This is a genomic window from Streptomyces sp. NPDC088387 (assembly GCF_044753385.1).
GTDB lineage: Bacteria > Actinomycetota > Actinomycetes > Streptomycetales > Streptomycetaceae > Streptomyces.
The window spans coordinates 672,212-688,813 of sequence record NZ_JBIVNC010000002.1 but is presented as its reverse complement, the minus strand read 5'-3'; the positions used below and the strand labels follow the sequence as shown (position 1 = coordinate 688,813).

11 protein-coding genes and 1 pseudogene are annotated in these 16,602 nt (G+C 72.4%); 2 read left to right on the top strand and 10 right to left on the bottom strand.

Annotated elements, in window-relative coordinates; all coding sequences use genetic code 11:
• The first annotated feature begins 174 nt into the window (after nucleotides 1–174).
• Complete coding sequence (locus ACIQAC_RS07545; protein ID WP_402187953.1) at nucleotides 175–2,268, top strand: tetratricopeptide repeat protein; 2,094 nt, start codon at nucleotides 175–177, stop codon at nucleotides 2,266–2,268.
• A gap of 40 nt (nucleotides 2,269–2,308) precedes the next feature.
• On the opposite strand, the gene ACIQAC_RS07540 is transcribed toward ACIQAC_RS07545, so the two are convergent.
• From ACIQAC_RS07540 to tkt, 9 genes and pseudogenes are all read right to left on the bottom strand, one after another.
• Nucleotides 2,309–4,018, bottom strand: coding sequence for a hypothetical protein (locus ACIQAC_RS07540; protein ID WP_402187952.1), 1,710 nt, complete (start codon nucleotides 4,016–4,018; stop codon nucleotides 2,309–2,311).
• 158 nt (nucleotides 4,019–4,176) lie between these two features.
• The gene (locus tag ACIQAC_RS07535) at nucleotides 4,177–5,643 is read right to left on the bottom strand and encodes a membrane-associated oxidoreductase (protein ID WP_402187951.1); all 1,467 of its coding nucleotides are present in this window, start codon (nucleotides 5,641–5,643) and stop codon (nucleotides 4,177–4,179) included.
• 116 nt (nucleotides 5,644–5,759) lie between these two features.
• Complete coding sequence (locus ACIQAC_RS07530; protein WP_402187950.1) at nucleotides 5,760–6,365, bottom strand: histidine phosphatase family protein; 606 nt, start codon at nucleotides 6,363–6,365, stop codon at nucleotides 5,760–5,762.
• A gap of 7 nt (nucleotides 6,366–6,372) precedes the next feature.
• Nucleotides 6,373–7,248, bottom strand: a complete 876-nt coding sequence (gene gnd, locus ACIQAC_RS07525) for a phosphogluconate dehydrogenase (NAD(+)-dependent, decarboxylating) (protein WP_402187949.1) — start codon at nucleotides 7,246–7,248, stop codon at nucleotides 6,373–6,375.
• Between the two features lie 6 nt (nucleotides 7,249–7,254).
• Entirely contained in the window at nucleotides 7,255–8,916 is a 1,662-nt protein-coding gene (pgi, locus tag ACIQAC_RS07520; protein ID WP_402187948.1) for a glucose-6-phosphate isomerase, read from the bottom strand.
• Entirely contained in the window at nucleotides 8,916–9,842 is a 927-nt protein-coding gene (gene opcA / locus ACIQAC_RS07515; RefSeq protein WP_402187946.1) for a glucose-6-phosphate dehydrogenase assembly protein OpcA, read from the bottom strand. Before opcA ends, pgi begins: the two co-directional genes overlap by 1 nt.
• Nucleotides 9,839–11,566: a glucose-6-phosphate dehydrogenase gene (gene zwf, locus ACIQAC_RS07510; RefSeq protein WP_402187945.1), complete on the bottom strand. Its 1,728-nt coding sequence runs from the start codon at nucleotides 11,564–11,566 to the stop codon at nucleotides 9,839–9,841. Before zwf ends, opcA begins: the two co-directional genes overlap by 4 nt.
• Nucleotides 11,563–12,732, bottom strand: coding sequence for a transaldolase (tal, locus tag ACIQAC_RS07505; RefSeq protein WP_402187943.1), 1,170 nt, complete (start codon nucleotides 12,730–12,732; stop codon nucleotides 11,563–11,565). The genes zwf and tal overlap by 4 nt, the downstream gene beginning before the upstream one ends.
• Nucleotides 12,733–12,820: 88 nt before the next feature.
• A pseudogene (gene tkt / locus ACIQAC_RS07500) lies at nucleotides 12,821–14,890 on the bottom strand (transketolase); the annotation flags it as partial.
• A 170-nt stretch (nucleotides 14,891–15,060) separates the two neighbouring features.
• Between tkt and ACIQAC_RS07495 the strand changes: the two are divergent.
• Nucleotides 15,061–15,954, top strand: coding sequence for a helix-turn-helix domain-containing protein (locus tag ACIQAC_RS07495; RefSeq protein WP_402187941.1), 894 nt, complete (start codon nucleotides 15,061–15,063; stop codon nucleotides 15,952–15,954).
• A gap of 99 nt (nucleotides 15,955–16,053) precedes the next feature.
• Here ACIQAC_RS07495 and ACIQAC_RS07490 read toward each other — a convergent pair whose 3' ends face one another.
• On the bottom strand, nucleotides 16,054–16,503 hold the full coding sequence (locus ACIQAC_RS07490; RefSeq protein WP_402187940.1) for a hypothetical protein: 450 nt from the start codon (nucleotides 16,501–16,503) through the stop codon (nucleotides 16,054–16,056).
• Nucleotides 16,504–16,602 lie beyond the last annotated feature (99 nt).

Genomic DNA, 16,602 nt, shown 5'->3' with positions numbered 1-16,602 from the left:
GTTACCACCCGCATGACTCAGGACTCCGCGCAGGACGCGCTGCTGAGCCGCCGGGCCGCATGCCGTTCCCGACGGGCGCCGAAGACACCCGGATCGGGGTGAATCGCCGTCACCCCGCCTCCGCACGGCTAGGGTTGATCCACAACAGCCCTGGGTGGGAGGGGAGTTCGCGGCATGCTGGACCCGATTTCGCTGGGCGCCATCGGCGCGGTGCTCGGAGCCGTCGGAATGGGCATGGCGAACGAGGCCGGCCGCTGGGCCTGGGAGTCGGCCGGCGGACTCGTCCGCCGGATCGCCGGACGCGAGGTGGCCGCACCCGCCGGAGCCGGTGACCTCGACGAAGTGGCCCGCCTGGTACACCAGCGGGTGCACGCGGACCCGGAACTGGCCCGCGCCTGGTCCCGGTTCGCGGCCCGCGTGCCGCAGCCCGGCGGATCCGCCGACCGGGCCCCGGTGTCCTGCCTGCCCCACGCCCCGCGCTTCTTCACCGACCGCCAGGAAGCCCTGAAACTCCTCGACAAGGAAGCCGCCCGACCCTTCGAGGGCCGCCCGCGCCTCGCCCTGCTGCACGGACCCGAGGGCATCGGCACCAGCACCCTCGCCGTGCACTGGGGCTGGCGCAACACCACCCGCTTCCCCGACGGCCAGCTCTACGCCGACCTGCGCACCCTCGCCCCCGAGGCCGCCCCCGCCCGCCTGCTGCGCCAACTCGGCGTGCCCGAACAGGAGATACCGCCGGCCGCCGAGGACCGCGCCGAACTGGTCCGGCGCCAACTGGCCGGCCGACGGCTGCTGCTGGTCCTCGACCACGCCCGCTCCGCCGCACAGGTCGGGCCGCTGCTGACCTCGGCACCCGACGTGTTCACCGTCGTCGTCGCCCGGCAGCCGCTGACCGGCCTCGACGCCCTGCGGGTGCCGGTCGGCCCACTGGCTCGCCGGGACGCCGAACGACTGCTCACCGACCTCGTGGGCAGACCCGCGATGTCCGCCGCCCGTGCAGGTCTGCCCGCCGTGCTGGACCGCTGTGCCGGCTCGCCCTACGCCCTGCGCGCCGCCGCACCCCGGCTGACCGCGCCCGTCGGCGGCGTCCCCGCCGGCGCCGAAGCACTGCGTGCCGCCGCCGACGACTCCTACCGCGCGCTCGCCCCGGACGCCGCCCGCCTCTACCGGCTGGCCGCGCTGCGCCCCTGGCCCGCCCTCGACCCGGCCGCCGCGGCCCGCGCCGCCGACGTCGACGAGGAAACCGCCACCCGTCTGCTGGAGGAACTCACCGGCGCCCTCCTCCTCGACCACGTCGACACCGGCCGCCACCGCTACCGGCCCGGCGTACGCGCCCACGCCGAGCGGCTGGCCGCGACCGTCGACGGCATCGCGGCCTGCTCCGCCGCCGTCTCCCGGACCGTCGACCACTACGTCCGCCTCGCGGTCGGCGCCGCCCGCGCCGCACTCCCGGAGAGCTGGCGCGTCCCGCCCGAACTGCCCGACCAGGCCGTCTTCGCCGACCGGGGCCGGGCCGTCGCCGCACTCACCGCCGAGGCACAGAACCTGGTGCAGGCGGTCGCCGCGGCCGAGGAGTTCGGCGACCGGGACACCGTCACGCTGCTGTGCCGCGCGCTGTGGCCGCTCCAGCTCAAGGCCGGGCAGCACGAGATCCTGCTGCCGGCCCTGCGCACCGGCGCACGGGTCGCCGACGAACGCCTCCCCGGCTCCCGCACCGCCGCAGCACTGCACGCCCAACTCGCCCACACGCTCACCGAGTTGCGCCGCTGGGACGAGGCCGAGCGCGAGGCGGTCGCGGCGGCCGACGCCGAGCGCACGGCCGGACACGTCCGTGGCCACGCCTCCGCGGTCGAGTTCCTCGGACTGCTGCGGCTGCGGCAGTGGCGGTTCACGGAGGCGTACGACCGCTTCGAGGAGGCGAGCCGTGTACTAGACGCGATCGGCCCCGGCGACGAGTGCGCCGCCGATCTGCCGCGCGCCCGCGCCCTGTTGCTACGCCACCGAGGGCGGGCGCTGCGGGGCCTGGGCCGCTGGACGGAGGCCGTCGAGCACCTGGAGGGGGCGCTGCGCTTCTTCCGGGAGACCGGCGAGGCGTACAACGCCGCCCGGACCCTCACCGACCTCGCCGAGACCCGACTGGACGCGGGGGAGCGGCAGTTGGCCCTGCCTCTGGCCGAGGAGGCGCTCGGGGCGCTGGAGCGGGAGAAGGCGGAGTACCAGGTGCGGTATCTCAGGGGGCTGAGGGAGCGGTGCCTCGGCGACGGGTGACGGGTGACGGACGGGGGCGAGGGGTGCCGGTGGGCGGGGCTCACCGAAGCGTCAGCTCCACCCGGTGGGTCACCGGTCCCGTGCGGACGGTCAGCCCCTGTGCGAGCACCTCGTCCAGGCCCTTTCCCGCCGACAGCCAGGCGTGCAGCGCACAGGCGCCGGTGAGCGGGTCGGCGTCGCCGTGTACCCGCAGGTCGAGCAGGGTGTCCGAGCGGGTGCGTACCGTGCAGGTGCCGGGGCCGCCGATGTGGACCGCGAGCGCGCAGTGCGGGTACCGGGCGAGGATCTCGGCCGTCCACTCGGCGGGGGTGCCGAACCGCGGGTCGGCCGGGTCCGCCTGCCGGAACACCACGTCGGCCAGGGCGAGTTCGCCGGGGTCACGGGTGTCCTCGTGTACGGCGGTGTGCGCCTCGTGGTCGTCGCGTGCCGGTGCCGTGGGCCGTCCCGTGTACCGGGTGACCTCGATCTCGCAGGGGCCGGTCGGGCGGGTGCGGACGAGCTGCGGGACGGTGTACGCGGGCGGTTCGTACCCGGGCAGGGGGAGTGGTTCGAGAAGGGCCGGGCCGACGGGTTCGGGCAGTCCGATCCGGTCGTAGAAGACGCGGCGCAGGTGGGCCGCGGACTCGCCGGGGAGGGAACTGGTGAACGCGGCGGGGCGCGGGTCGGGGCGGTGGGCCTCGACGAGGCCGTCCAACTGGGCCCGCAGCGGGCGGCCCGGGTCCAGGCGCGGCGCCCGCCGCACGAAGTCGTGTACCGGCGCCCGCGGATCCAGCCCGGACAGCGGAGCGGCGCCGAGCAGTACGGGGGTGCCGAGCGCGGCGGCGTAGTACGTGACCGAGCCGTGGTCGCCGAGCACCGCGTCGGCCGCGAGCAGCGCCTGCCGCCAGCCGTGCAGCGGATCGACCAGCGTCAGTCCGGAGCGCCGGGCCCGGTCGAGCCAGGCGCGGATCTGCCCGGGGCCGTGACCGTGCCAGACGTTCGGGTGCAGTACGGCGGCGAGCCGGTACTCGTCGGCCGGGAACTCGGCGGCCAGCTCCGGCAGCAGGGCCGGCAGGCGGTCGTCGCCGGTGTCGCCGAAGAGGGAGTCGGGGTTCCAGGTGGAGCTGAGCAGCAGCAGCCGCTGGCCGCGGCGGACACCGAGGGCGCGGCGGAAGCGGTCGCGGTGGGGACGGGCCGCGAGGATGCGGTCCCAGCAGGGATCACCGGCGAGCACCGCGGTCGGCGCAGCCTCGGGGCAGGCCGTGCGCAGACGTTCGTACTGCTCGGGATGGGAGAGCACCAGCGTGTCCGCGACCGGGACACCGCCCTCGGTGAGCAGCCACTCTGGAGACATCCCGAAGACCGGATCCGCGCCCCCGCCCACCCCCCGGCCCTCGGGTGTCGGGTGTCGGGTGTCGGGTGTCGGGTGTCGGGTGTCGGGTGTCGGGTGTCGGGTGTCGGGTGTCGGGTGTCGGGTGTCGGGTGTCGCCAGCCTCTTAGTATATCCGATTCCATGTGACAAGACGGTCAACTGTCCATCAATGGCCGCAAGTTGACCACCCAGGCTCGCCGATATCGCCAACGCGACCGGTACGTGCCCGACCTGTTCCCACGGCACGACCGGAACCGCCAGATCCGCGAGCAGCTCGGTGATCCCCGCGCGGAACGCCGACGACCCGGTGCACGTGGCCAGCAACTGCACCCGGAAGTCGTCGTGGAAGAGCGGCACCACGTCGAGCAGCCGGGTCGCCGAGGTCACGTTGTGCACCACGAGCAGCACCTTGCGGGTCCCGCCCCGCGTGGCCCACCGCGCCGCGTCGTCCCCGACCGGTACCCGTATCCACCCGGCCCCCGCCACGTCCTCGCCACCCCTCGTGTGCCGTCCGCCCCTGTGATCGGCCCACGATAGTCGCCGGGGGGCGCGGCGCCCTACTGCCGGTTCACCACCCGCGCCACGCCCGCGACCACGGTGGACGCCAGGATCCAGCCCGCCAGGACGAGGACGTACGACAGCTTCTGGAACCAGCCGTCCGGCGCGTACGCCGACTCCTGGCCGAACGAGATCACCGGCAGCAGCAGGTCCAGGGTGTAGAAGACGGGGTCGAACTCCGGCGCCTCGGACGGCTTCAGCGCACGCGGTGGACGCAGCGCGAAGGTGACCGCGCCGACGGCGACAAGGGACAGCAGCCAGCCGCAGGCGCGCAGCGGGCGGAAGCCGTAGCCGACGGTGGCGTCCTGGAGCAGGCCCCAGGTGCGGGCGTACCGGGCGAGGGTGGCGCGGTGCCTGCGCTGCTTGGCGAGCTGGACACGACGGGCCGCGGCGTCGTCGCCGTTGCGACGGTACGCGGCCGTCAACTGCTCGTAGGCGTACGGGACATAGCCGTCGCCGTCGCGCTCCAGGAGCGGCAGCCGCCGCTCGGCGGGCTCGTTGGGGATGAGAGACGTGTAGACGAGGCTGTCGAGATAGACGGTGTCCGGGACCTTCTCCGGCTCCAGGAACAGCACGTCCGTCCGAGTGTGCCGGAGACTGACCCGCCCCTGGACGGGCGCGCCCCTGCGCAGCCACAGCTCCCCGAACGTACAGCTGTTGGCCCGCAGCGCCGACTCGCCCGGGTTCGACAGCTCGGCGTACGACAGGTCGAGGCGGCCCGCGATCCGTGCGCCCCGCAGACCCACCCAGCCGTTCACCCGGGCGCGCTTCATCCGGAAGTCGCCTTCCACGACCAGGGTTTGCCCGTCCAGGGCGAGACCGCCCCCGGGCCGGTCGAGGCGGGCGTCGGACAGGTCGACGTTCCCGCTGACGGTGGCCCCGTTGAACCGCACCTCGCCCGTGGCCCGCAGTCCCGGCGCCGACAGGTCCTCGCCGATCACCGTCTGGTCGAGCCGCAGCGCGGGCCGGGTGGGGTCCGGCGTGGTGAGTTCGGCGCGCGCCAGGTACACCGTGCTGGATATCTGGGCGCTGTTCAGATGCATCCGTCCGCGCACCCGGCAGTCCGACAGCTGGAGTACGCCGTCGATCCGTACGTTGCCGAGGTCGACGGCGGGCAGCAGCGACCCGCGCAGGCTCAGCCGGCGCAACTGGGCGCCGTAGAAGCAGGGCGCGTCGGTGAAGTGGCAGTGACTCAGGCGTACCGCGTGGTCGACGACGGCGTGGGTGAGGTCCAGCGGACCTGTGACGCGGGCGCCGACGACCCGGAGCAGCGACACCTCGCCGTCCTCCTGGTCGCCGCTGACCAGCAGCGCCTTCAGCACGGAGGCACGCAGCGTGCGTTCGGGCCCCCAGCCGGCGCCGTCGGCCGCGTCCTCGTCGTCCGCGGTGCGGAAGTCCACGGTCTCCCCGCGGGGGAAGGCCCGCCACACCCGCAGTTCGGCCGGCGTCAGGTCGTTGATCTCCATCGGGAGGGGACTCTGACGCGGCCGAACGCGGGTGTCAACCCGGGCACTTCGGCGCGGTCACACCGGCGGGTGCCGTGTGGTCACGCCGTCGGGTGTCCCGGCGTCACGGCCCGGCGTCACGGCCTGGTGTTCCATTCCGCGATCACCGGCCGGTCGTGTTCCGTCGACAGCCGGCTGAGCGTGCCGGTCGCGAGCTGGAACAGCCGTCCGTCCGCCGGTGGCAGCCCCAGCCTGCGGGCCGTGACGACCCGCAGGAAGTGGGCGTGCGCCACGAGGACCACATCCCCGGAGCCGGTGCCGGTGCCGGAGTCGAGTACCGCGCTCACCCGCGCCAGCACCCGGTCCGCGCGGGCCCCGACCTCCTCCGGCGACTCGCCGGGGTGGCCCTCGGGGCCCGGCGGCACACCGTCGGTCCACAGGTACCAGTCGGGACGGGTGCGGTGGATCTCGTGGGTGGTGACACCCTCGTAGCCCCCGTAGTCCCATTCGTGCAGGTCGGGGTCGGGTACGGCCCCGGTGACGCCCGCCAGTGCGGCGGTGCGGACCGCGCGTCCCAGCGGGCTGGTCAGCGCGAGCGCGAAGGTCCGGCCGGACAGGAGCGGAGCGAGCGACTTGGCCTGCTCCTCACCGTGCGCGGTGAGGGGCAGGTCGGTCCAGCTGGTGTGCTGTCCCGACACGCTCCACTCCGTCTCCCCGTGCCGGACCAGCAGGAGATCCCCCACGACCGGGCTACTTCGACTCGACGGCGTGTCCGCCGAACTGGTTGCGCAGCGCGGCGATCATCTTCATCTGCGGCGAGTCGTCCTGGCGGGACGCGAACCGGGCGAAGAGCGAGGCCGTGATGGTGGGCAGCGGCACCGCGTTGTCGATGGCGGCCTCGACGGTCCAGCGGCCCTCGCCGGAGTCCTGGGCGAAGCCCTTCAGCTTGTCGAGGTGCTCGTCGGCGTCGAGCGCGTTGACGGCCAGGTCGAGCAGCCAGGACCGGATGACGGTGCCGTCCTGCCAGGACCGGAACACCTCGCGGACGCTGTCCACCGACTCGACCTTCTCCAGGAGCTCCCAGCCCTCGGCGTAGGCCTGCATCATGGCGTACTCGATGCCGTTGTGGACCATCTTCGAGAAGTGCCCGGCGCCGACCCTGCCCGCGTGGACATAGCCGTACGGCCCGTCCGGCTTGAGCGCCTCGAAGATCGGCTGGAGCCGCTCGACGTGCTCCTTGTCGCCGCCGACCATCAGCGCGTAGCCGTTCTGGAGGCCCCAGACGCCGCCCGAGACGCCGGCGTCGACGAAGCCGATGCCCTTCTCGCCGAGTTCGGCGGCGTGCTTCTCGTCGTCCGTCCAGCGGGAGTTGCCGCCGTCGACGACCGTGTCGCCGGACTCCAGGAGGTCACCCAGCTCGTCGATGACGGACTGGGTGGCGCCGCCGGCCGGCACCATCACCCAGATGGTGCGGGGGGCGTCGAGCGCGCCGACCAGCTCGGCGAGGCTCGCGACGTCGGTGACGTCGGGGTTGCGGTCGTATCCGACGACGGTGTGGCCGGCGCGGCGGATGCGCTCGCGCATGTTGCCGCCCATCTTGCCGAGACCGATCAGGCCCAGTTGCATGTCAGTTCACTTCCCGAGAGAGCGGTACGCGGCCACGAGGCCGGCGGTGGACGGATCGAGACCGGGGACGGAGCCCGCCGCGGCAGCGGCTGATGTGAAGGTCTGGGAGAGGGCCGGTTCGACGCGCTTGGCGAGGACCTTGCCGAGCTCCACGCCCCACTGGTCGAAGGAGTCGATGTGCCAGACGGCTCCCTGGACGAACACCTTGTGCTCGTAGAGGGCGATCAGCTGGCCGAGCACGTTGGGGGTCAGTTCGCGCGCGAGGATCGTGGTCGTGGGGTGGTTGCCCTTGAACGTCTTGTGCGCGACCAGCTCCTCCGGCACCCCCTCGGCCCGTACCTCGTCGGGCGTCTTGCCGAAGGCCAGTGCCTGGCCCTGCGCGAACAGGTTCGCCATCAGCAGGTCGTGCTGCGCCTTGAGCCGGTCGCTCAACTCGCCTACGGGGCGGGCGAATCCGATCAGGTCGGCCGGAATGAGCTTGGTGCCCTGGTGGATCAGCTGGTAGTAGGCGTGCTGCCCGTTGGTGCCGGGTGTGCCCCACACCACCGGACCGGTCTGCCACTCCACGGCCCGGCCCTCGCGGTCCACGGACTTGCCGTTGGACTCCATGTCGAGCTGCTGGAGATACGCGGTGAACTTCGACAGGTAGTGCGAGTACGGCAGCACGGCGTGCGACTGGGCGTCGAAGAAGTTGCCGTACCAGACACCCAGCAGGCCGAGGATCAGCGGGGCGTTGGCCTCGGCGGGGGCGGTGCGGAAGTGCTCGTCGACGGTGTGGAAACCGGCGAGCATCTCGCGGAAGTGGTCCGGGCCGATCGCGATCATCAGCGACAGGCCGATCGCGGAGTCGTAGGAGTAGCGGCCGCCGACCCAGTCCCAGAACTCGAACATGTTGTCCGGGTCGATACCGAAGTCCGTGACCTTCTCGGCGTTGGTCGACAGCGCCACGAAGTGCCGCGCCACCGCCTTCTCGTCGCTGAGCGCGTCCAGCAGCCAGGCACGGGCCGAGGTGGCGTTGGTGATGGTCTCGATCGTGGTGAAGGTCTTCGACGCGACGATGAACAGGGTCTCCGCCGGGTCCAGGTCCCGGACCGCCTCGTGCAGGTCGGCGCCGTCCACGTTCGACACGAACCGGAACGTCAGCTCCCGTGCCGTGAAGGCCCGCAGTGCCTCGTAGGCCATCGCGGGGCCCAGGTCGGAGCCGCCGATGCCGATGTTGACGACGTTCCTGATCCGCTTGCCGGTGTGGCCGGTCCACTCGCCCGAGCGGACCCGGTCCGCGAAGGCGGCCATCTTGTCGAGGACCGCGTGCACCTGCGGCACGACGTTCTCGCCGTCGACCTCGATCACCGCGTCCCGCGGGGCGCGCAGCGCGGTGTGCAGGACCGCCCGGTCCTCGGTCGTGTTGATCTTCTCGCCGCGGAACATGGCGTCCCGCAGGCCGGACACGCCGGTGGCGGCGGCGAGTTCGCCCAGCAGGGCGAGGGTCTCGTCGGTGATGAGGTGCTTGGAGTAGTCGATCCGCAGGTCACCGACGGTCACCACGTACCGCTCCGCGCGGGCCGGGTCCTTCGCGAAGAGGTCACGCAGATGGGCGTGCCACTCGGCGCGGTGGTCCTCCAGGGCGGTCCACTCGGGGCGCCGGGTGAGGTTGGGGTAGTCGGACATCAGACGGTCTCCTTGGCGGCCTCGCCCCGCAGGGCCACGGCGTACATCTCGTCCGCGTCGAGGCGCCTGAGCTCCTCGGCGATGAGTTCGGAGGTGGGTCGTACCTTCAGCGCGAGGGTGCGCGACGGCTGTCCGGGCAGGGAGAGCGTGGCGAGCGGGCCCTCGGGGCGGTCGATGACGACCTCGCCGCTCGCGGTGCCCAGCCGCACGGCCGTGACGACCGGTCCGGCGCTGACGACCCGGTCGACGGTGACGCCGAGGCGGGCCTCCAGCCAGCGGGCGAGCAGTTCGGCGGCCGGGTTCTCCTCCTCGGCCTCCACGGCCGCCGAGATCACCGGGACCCGGGCCTGGTCGAGGGCGGCGGCCAGCATCGAGCGCCACGGGGTGAGCCGCGTCCAGGCCAGGTCGGTGTCGCCGGGCGCGTAGGACTTCCTGCGGGTCTCCAGGACCCGGAGCGGGTTCTCCACCGCGTACAGGTCGGTGATCCGGCGCTGGGCCAGTGCGCCCAGCGGGTCCTTCGCCGGGTTCTCCGGCGCGTCCACCGGCCACCACACGACGACCGGCGCGTCCGGCAGCAGCAGCGGCAGCACCACGCTGTCGGCGTGGTCGGAGACCTCGCCGTACGTGCGCAGCACCACCGTCTCGCCGGTGCCGGCGTCGGCGCCCACCCGGACCTCGGCGTCGAGGCGGGACTGGGTGCGGTCGCGCGGGGTGCGGGCGTGCCGCTTGATGACGACCAGGGTGCGCGAGGGGTGCTCGTGCGAGGCCTCCTCGGCGGCCCTGATCGCGTCGTAGGCGTTCTCCTCGTCCGTGACGATCACCATCGTCAGGACCATGCCCACGGCAGGCGTGCCGATGGCGCGGCGACCCTGCACCAACGCCTTGTTGATCTTGCTTGCCGTGGTGTCGGTCAGGTCGATCTTCATGGCCTGCGCCAGCTCCGTCCGTCTCGTGCGAGCATCTCGTCGGCTTCCGCGGGACCCCAGCTGCCCGACGCGTACTGCGCCGGCCGGCCGTGGGTCGCCCAGAACACCTCGATCGGGTCGAGGATCTTCCAGGACTCTTCCACTTCCTGGTGACGGGGGAACAGATTGGCGTCGCCGAGCAGGACATCCAGAATCAGCCGCTCGTACGCTTCCGGGCTGGACTCGGTGAACGACTCGCCGTACGCGAAGTCCATCGTCACATCCCGGATCTCCATCGACGTGCCCGGCACCTTCGAGCCGAACCGGACCGTCACGCCCTCGTCCGGCTGGACCCGGATCACGATGGCGTTCTTGCCCAGCTCCTCGGTGGCGGTGGAGTCGAACGGGGAGTGCGGTGCGCTCTGGAAGACGACCGCGATCTCGGTGACCCGGCGGCCCAGCCGCTTGCCGGTGCGCAGATAGAACGGGACGCCCGCCCAGCGGCGGTTGTCGACGTTCAGCTTGACCGCCGCGTAGGTGTCGGTGGTCGACTTGGGGTCGATGCCGTCCTCTTCGAGGTAGCCGCTCACCTTCTCGCCGCCCTGCCAGCCGGACGCGTACTGGCCGCGCACGGTGTGGTCGCCCAGTTCCTCCGGCAGCTTCACGGCCTTGAGCACCTTCAGCTTCTCCGCCAGCAGCGACTCCGCGTCGAAGGAGGCGGGCTCCTCCATCGCGGTGAGCGCCATCAGCTGGAGCAGGTGGTTCTGGATGACGTCACGGGCCGAGCCGATGCCGTCGTAGTAGCCGGCCCGGCCGCCGATGCCGATGTCCTCGGCCATGGTGATCTGCACATGGTCGACGAAGGACCGGTTCCAGACCGGCTCGAACATCTGGTTCGCGAAGCGCAGCGCCAGGATGTTCTGGACGGTCTCCTTGCCCAGGTAGTGGTCGATCCGGAAGACCTGGTCCGGCTCGAACACGTCGTGCACGATCGCGTTCAGCTCGCGCGCGCTCGCCAGGTTGTGCCCGAACGGCTTCTCGATGACCGCCCGCCGCCAGGCCCCCTCGGGCCCGTCGGCCAGGCCGTGCTTCTTCAGCTGCTGGACGACCTTCGGGAAGAACTTCGGCGGTACGGAGAGATAGAAGGCGTGGTTGCCGCCGGTGCCCCGCGAGGCGTCCAGCTCGTCGATCGCGCTCCGCAGCTGCTTGAACGCGGTGTCGTCGTCGAAGTCGCCCGGGATGAACCGCATGCCGTCGGCGAGCTGCTGCCAGACCTCCTCGCGGAAGGGGGTGCGCGCGTGCTCGCGGACCGCGTCGTGCACGACCTGCGCGAAGTCCTGGTCCGCCCAGTCCCGGCGGGCGAAGCCGACCAGGGCGAAGCCCGGCGGCAGCAGCCCGCGGTTGGCGAGGTCGTACACGGCCGGCATCAGCTTCTTGCGGGCCAGGTCGCCGGTGACACCGAAGATGACCAGACCGGAGGGGCCCGCGATACGGGGCAGGCGGCGGTCCTGGGCGTGCCGCAGCGGGTTCGACCAGTCGGGTGCCGGTGCGGCGGGTGCGGTCGCCGCGGGCGCGGGCGCGGGCGCGGGAGCGGTCGCCGTGCCGGCCGGTGCGGCAGCCTCGGGGGCGGGTGCGGTCGCCGTGGGTGCGGTCACTGCCTCCGCCGCCCCGGCCGCGCCGGCTCCCGTGTCCGGGCCCGCGGTGGTCGTCCGCGTCCCGTCCTGTGCGGGAAGGTCCTTGCTCATTCCCCGTCAACTCCCTTGCTGTCGAGGGACTTCGTCACCGTGTCCAGCAGGTCCTGCCAGGCCGCCTCGAACTTCGCGACGCCCTCGTCCTCCAGCACCCGCACGACCTCGTCGTAGGAGATGCCGAGCCGTTCGACGGCCGCGAGATCGGCGCGGGCCTGGGCATAACCGCCGGTCACCGTGTCCCCGGTGATGTCGCCGTGGTCGGCGGCGGCGTTCAGTGTGGCCTCGGGCATCGTGTTGACGGTGCCGGGCGCGACCAGGTCGTCGACGTACAGGGTGTCCTTGTACGCCGGGTCCTTGACGCCGGTGGAGGCCCACAGCGGGCGCTGCTTGTTCGCGCGGGCGCCGGACAGGGCGGTCCAGCGCGCGCCTGCCCGGGTCGGGTTGCCGGCCGAGCCGAACACCTCCTCGTACGCCTCGTAGGCGAGCCGTGCGTTCGCCAGCGCCGCCCGGCCCTTGAGGGCGAGTGCCCCTTCGGTGCCCAGGGCGGTCAGGCGCTTGTCGATCTCGCTGTCCACGCGGGAGACGAAGAACGAGGCCACGGAATGGATGCTAGCCAGATCCAGCCCCGCGGCCTGCGCCTTCTCCAGGCCGGCGAGGTAGGCGTCCATCACCTCGCGGTAGCGCTCCAGCGAGAAAATCAAGGTCACGTTGACGCTGATGCCCTGCCCGACGACCTCGGTGATGGCCGGGAGGCCCGCCTTGGTCGCCGGGATCTTGATCATGACATTCGGGCGTTCCACCAGCCAGGCGAGCTGCTTGGCCTCGGCGATCGTCGGCCGGGTGCGGTGCGCGAGCCGCGGGTCGACCTCGATGGAGACCCGGCCGTCCCGGCCGCCGGTCGCGTCGTACACGGGCCGCAGTACGTCGGCCGCCGCGCGGACGTCCGCGGTGGTCATCATCCGTACGGCCTCGTCGGTGGTGACACCGCGGACGGCGAGGTCGGCGAGCTGCTCCTCGTAGCCGGTGCCCGAGCCGATGGCGGCCTGGAAGATGGAGGGGTTGGTGGTGACGCCGACGACATGGCGCCGCGCGACGAGTCCGGCGAGGTTGCCGGAGGCGATCCGGCCGCGGGACAGGTCGTCCAGCCAGATCGACACCCCCGCGTCGGACAGCTTCTTCAGGGCTCCCGCGGTGGCGGTTGCTTCGGTCACAGTGATCATCTTCTTTCTGGCGTTGTGCTCAACCGCGGGCGGCGGCGGCCGATTCCCCGGCGATGGTGGGGGCGTCCCCGCCGGCGCCCAGGGCGTCCCGGGCCGTGGTCAGGGACTCGCGCGCGGCCGCGGCGACGTGCTCGGCGGTGAAGCCGTACTCGGCGAACAGCGTCTTCGCGTCGGCGGAGGCGCCGAAGTGTTCGAGGGAGACGATGCGTCCTGCGTCACCCACGAACCGGTACCACGTCAGGCCCACTCCGGCCTCGACGGCGACCCGCGCCCTCACCGACGGCGGCAGCACACGCTCGCGGTACTCGCGCGGCTGCTCCTCGAACCACTCGACCGACGGCATCGACACGACCCGCGTCGCGATCCCCTCGGCCTCCAGCGACTCCCGTGCCCCGACGGCGAGTTGCACCTCGGAGCCGGTGGCGATCAGGATCACGTCGGGGCGGCCGGCCGACGCCTCGCGCAGTACGTAGCCGCCGCGCGCCGCGTCCTGGTTCGGTGCGTACACCGGTACGCCCTGACGGGTGAGGGCGAGGCCGTGCGGGGCGGGCCGGGTGGCGTGCCGGCGCTGGATCTCGGCCCAGGCGACGGCCGTCTCGTTGGCGTCGGCGGGGCGGACCACGTTCAGCCCGGGGATCGCGCGCAGGGCGGCCAGGTGCTCGACCGGCTGGTGGGTCGGGCCGTCCTCGCCGAGCCCGACGGAGTCGTGCGTCCAGACGTAGGTCACCGGGAGCTGCATCAGCGCGGCCATCCGCACGGCGTTGCGCATGTAGTCGGAGAACACCAGGAAGGTGCCGCCGTAGACACGGGTGTTGCCGTGCAGGGCGATGCCGTTCATCCCGGCGGCCATCGAGAACTCGCGGATGCCGAAGTGGACCGTGCGCCCGTACGGGTCGGCCCCGGGCAGCGGGTTGCCCTCCGGCAGGAACGAGGACGTCTTGTCGATGGTGGTGTTGTTCGAGCCCGCCAGGTCGGCGGAGCCGCCCCACAGCTCGGGCAGGACCGCGCCGAGCGCCTGGAGGGTCGTGCCGGAGGCGGCGCGGGTGGCGACGGACGTGCCCTCCTCGAAGACGGGCACCGACTCCTCCCAGCCTTCGGGCAGCTGACCGGCCACGATCCGGTCGAACAGGGCGGCGCGCTCCGGGGCGGCGGTGCGCCACTCGGCGATCCGCTTGTCCCAGCCGGTGTGCGCCTCGGCGCCCCGGTCCAGGGCCCGCCGGGTGTGCGCGAGGACGTCGTCGGCGACCTCGAAGGAGCGCTCCGGGTCGAAGCCGAGGAGGCGCTTGGTGGCGGCGACCTCGTCCGCGCCGAGCGCCGAGCCGTGCGCGGCCTCGGTGTTGCGGGCGTTCGGGGCGGGCCAGGCGATGATCGTGCGCATCGCGATGATCGAGGGCCGGCCCGTCTCGTCCCTGGCCGCGGTGAGCGCGGCGTGCAGGGCGTGTACGTCGACGTCGCCGTCCTCGGCCGGCTCGATGCGCTGTGTGTGCCAGCCGTAGGCCGCGTAGCGCCCCAGCACGTCCTCGGAGAACGCGGTCGCGGTGTCGCCCTCGATGGAGATGTGGTTGTCGTCGTAGAGGAGGACCAGGTTGCCGAGCCGCTGGTGGCCGGCGAGCGAGGACGCCTCGGCGGAGACACCCTCCTGGAGGTCGCCGTCGGAGACGATCGCCCAGACGGTGTGGTCGAAGGGGGAGGTGCCCTCGGGGGCGTCCGGGTCGAAGAGGCCGCGTTCGTAGCGGGCGGCCATCGCCATGCCGACGGCGTTGGCGACGCCCTGGCCGAGCGGTCCGGTGGTGGTCTCGACGCCCGCGGTGTGGCCGTACTCGGGGTGGCCGGGTGTCTTGGAGCCGTGGGTGCGGAATGCCCTGAGGTCGTCCAGCTCCAGCTCGTACCCGGCGAGGTGGAGCTGGGTGTAGAGGGTCAGCGAGGTGTGGCCCGGCGACAGCACAAAGCGGTCGCGGCCGGTCCACTCCGGGTCGGCGGGGTCGTGTCGCATCACCTTCTGGAAGAGGGTGTAGGCCGCCGGGGCGAGGCTCATCGCGGTGCCGGGGTGCCCGTTGCCGACCCGCTGTACGGCATCGGCCGCCAGGAGGCGGGCGGTGTCGACGGCACGCCGGTCCAGTGCGGTCCACTCGAAGGGCTCGGGCGTCTGCGTGCTCATCTGAAGTCTGTCCCCTTCAAAAGGTCAACGAAGTCAGCGTTACCGCTGGTCGGACGCGTTCGACCTTAAAAGTCAGACTTTTCGGCCGGTAGGTTGGGGTGTGCCAGCCTGTGGTGAAAGTGGGACATCCACCGGGGCGACGCGCGCGATCGGGACGGCACGTGAGGGACATGGCGGACAGAACCATCCAAGCGGGTGACGGTGACGGCATCCGGACCTTCGCCTTCCCGATCGACCGGAGCGTCTCCGGTGTGGGCATGCAGGTCGATCCGATGGGCCCGGACCGCCCCTGGACGAGCGAGGCGCCGCTGCACCGGGTCCACCGCATCGACTTCCACGTGGTCATGCTCTTCACCGACGGGCCGGTCCGCCACATGGTCGACTTCGACGAGTACGAGGCGGGAGCGGGCGACCTGCTGTGGATCCGGCCCGGACAGGTGCACCGCTTCTCCGCCACCAGCGGGTACCGCGGAACCGTCCTGACCATGCAGCCGGGTTTCCTGCCCCGCGCCACCGTCGAGGCCACCGGCCTGTACCGCTACGACCTGCCGCCCCTGCTGCACCCGGACGCCGGCCAACTGGCCGGGCTGACCGCCGCCCTCGGCCAGTTGCGCCGCGAGTACGAGGACTCCACCACCCTGCCGCTCAGCCTGCACACCGCCGTGCTGCGGCACTCCCTGACCGCGTTCCTGCTGCGCCTCGCGCATCTCGCGGCCAGCTCGGCGGAGGCCGCGCACGGGCCGGCGGACAGCCCGTTCACCCTGTTCCGGGACGCCGTCGAGCGCGGCTTCGCCACCAACCACAGCGTCAGCGCCTACGCCGACGCGCTCGGCTACTCACGCCGCACCCTGGTCCGTGTGGTGCGCGCCGCCACCGGCGAGACGCCCAAGGCGTTCATCGACAAACGGGTCGTCCTGGAGGCCAAGCGCCTGCTCGCCCACACCGACGTGCCGATCGGCCGGGTCGGTGTCGCGGTCGGCTTCCCCGACGCGGCGAACTTCTCCAAGTTCTTCCACCAGCACACGGACCAGACACCGGCGGCGTTCCGCGCGGAGCTGCGCTGAGCGGGCGCGGGGCGTCCGGGGCCGTAACCCGGGCATGGCGAAGGGCCGCCGCTTTCAGCGCGTGGGGAGCTGAAAGAGGCGGCCCTGGACCGGTCGGGATCAGTACCAGGCGGTCCACGCGAGGTCGTGGCCGTCGCAGCTGAGGACCGCGCGCGAGACCCGCCCGTTGAGGTTGTTGCCCATCTTCGAGTACGCGTAGTTGATGCCGGGGTCCACCGTCTCGGAGACCCAGCCGTCCACCCGGCCGGCCCCGCTGTTGGAACGCTGGAGCACGGCCGCGCAGTTGGCCCGCGAGTTCTCGATCCGCGCGAACGAACCGCACTTGGACGAGTAGAAGTACTTCAGCGCCATGCCGGAGTGGAACTGGGTGGCACCCACCTGGTTGAAGGTGCCGTTGCAGAAGGAGGTCGTCGGGTACTGGCCCTCGTTGCCGTAGGCCCCGTAGTTCCCGCCGGAGAAGGAGGCGGCCTGGGCGGGGACGGAGGCGAGCGCCATCACCGCGGCGGCCCCCGAGGCGGCGAGCAGAGTCGTGAGCGAACGGCTGCGCATGAGCCCTCATTTCCGTGTCGGCGTGCGGGAGCCGTCCACGACCGCACCGGTCGCCGCCCCCGCCCCGGACCCTATGGGGCGTGGGGCCCGGCCGGTACC

Coding starts and splice junctions, on each gene's coding strand:
- ACIQAC_RS07545 (WP_402187953.1), top strand. CDS start 175: ATGCTGGACCCGATTTCGCTGGGCGCCATCGGCGCGGTGCTCGGAGCC.
- ACIQAC_RS07535 (WP_402187951.1), bottom strand. CDS start 5,643: ATGGAGATCAACGACCTGACGCCGGCCGAACTGCGGGTGTGGCGGGCC.
- gnd (WP_402187949.1), bottom strand. CDS start 7,248: ATGCAACTGGGCCTGATCGGTCTCGGCAAGATGGGCGGCAACATGCGC.
- pgi (WP_402187948.1), bottom strand. CDS start 8,916: ATGTCCGACTACCCCAACCTCACCCGGCGCCCCGAGTGGACCGCCCTG.
- opcA (WP_402187946.1), bottom strand. CDS start 9,842: ATGAAGATCGACCTGACCGACACCACGGCAAGCAAGATCAACAAGGCG.
- zwf (WP_402187945.1), bottom strand. CDS start 11,566: ATGAGCAAGGACCTTCCCGCACAGGACGGGACGCGGACGACCACCGCG.
- tal (WP_402187943.1), bottom strand. CDS start 12,732: ATGATCACTGTGACCGAAGCAACCGCCACCGCGGGAGCCCTGAAGAAG.
- ACIQAC_RS07495 (WP_402187941.1), top strand. CDS start 15,061: ATGGCGGACAGAACCATCCAAGCGGGTGACGGTGACGGCATCCGGACC.
- ACIQAC_RS07490 (WP_402187940.1), bottom strand. CDS start 16,503: ATGCGCAGCCGTTCGCTCACGACTCTGCTCGCCGCCTCGGGGGCCGCC.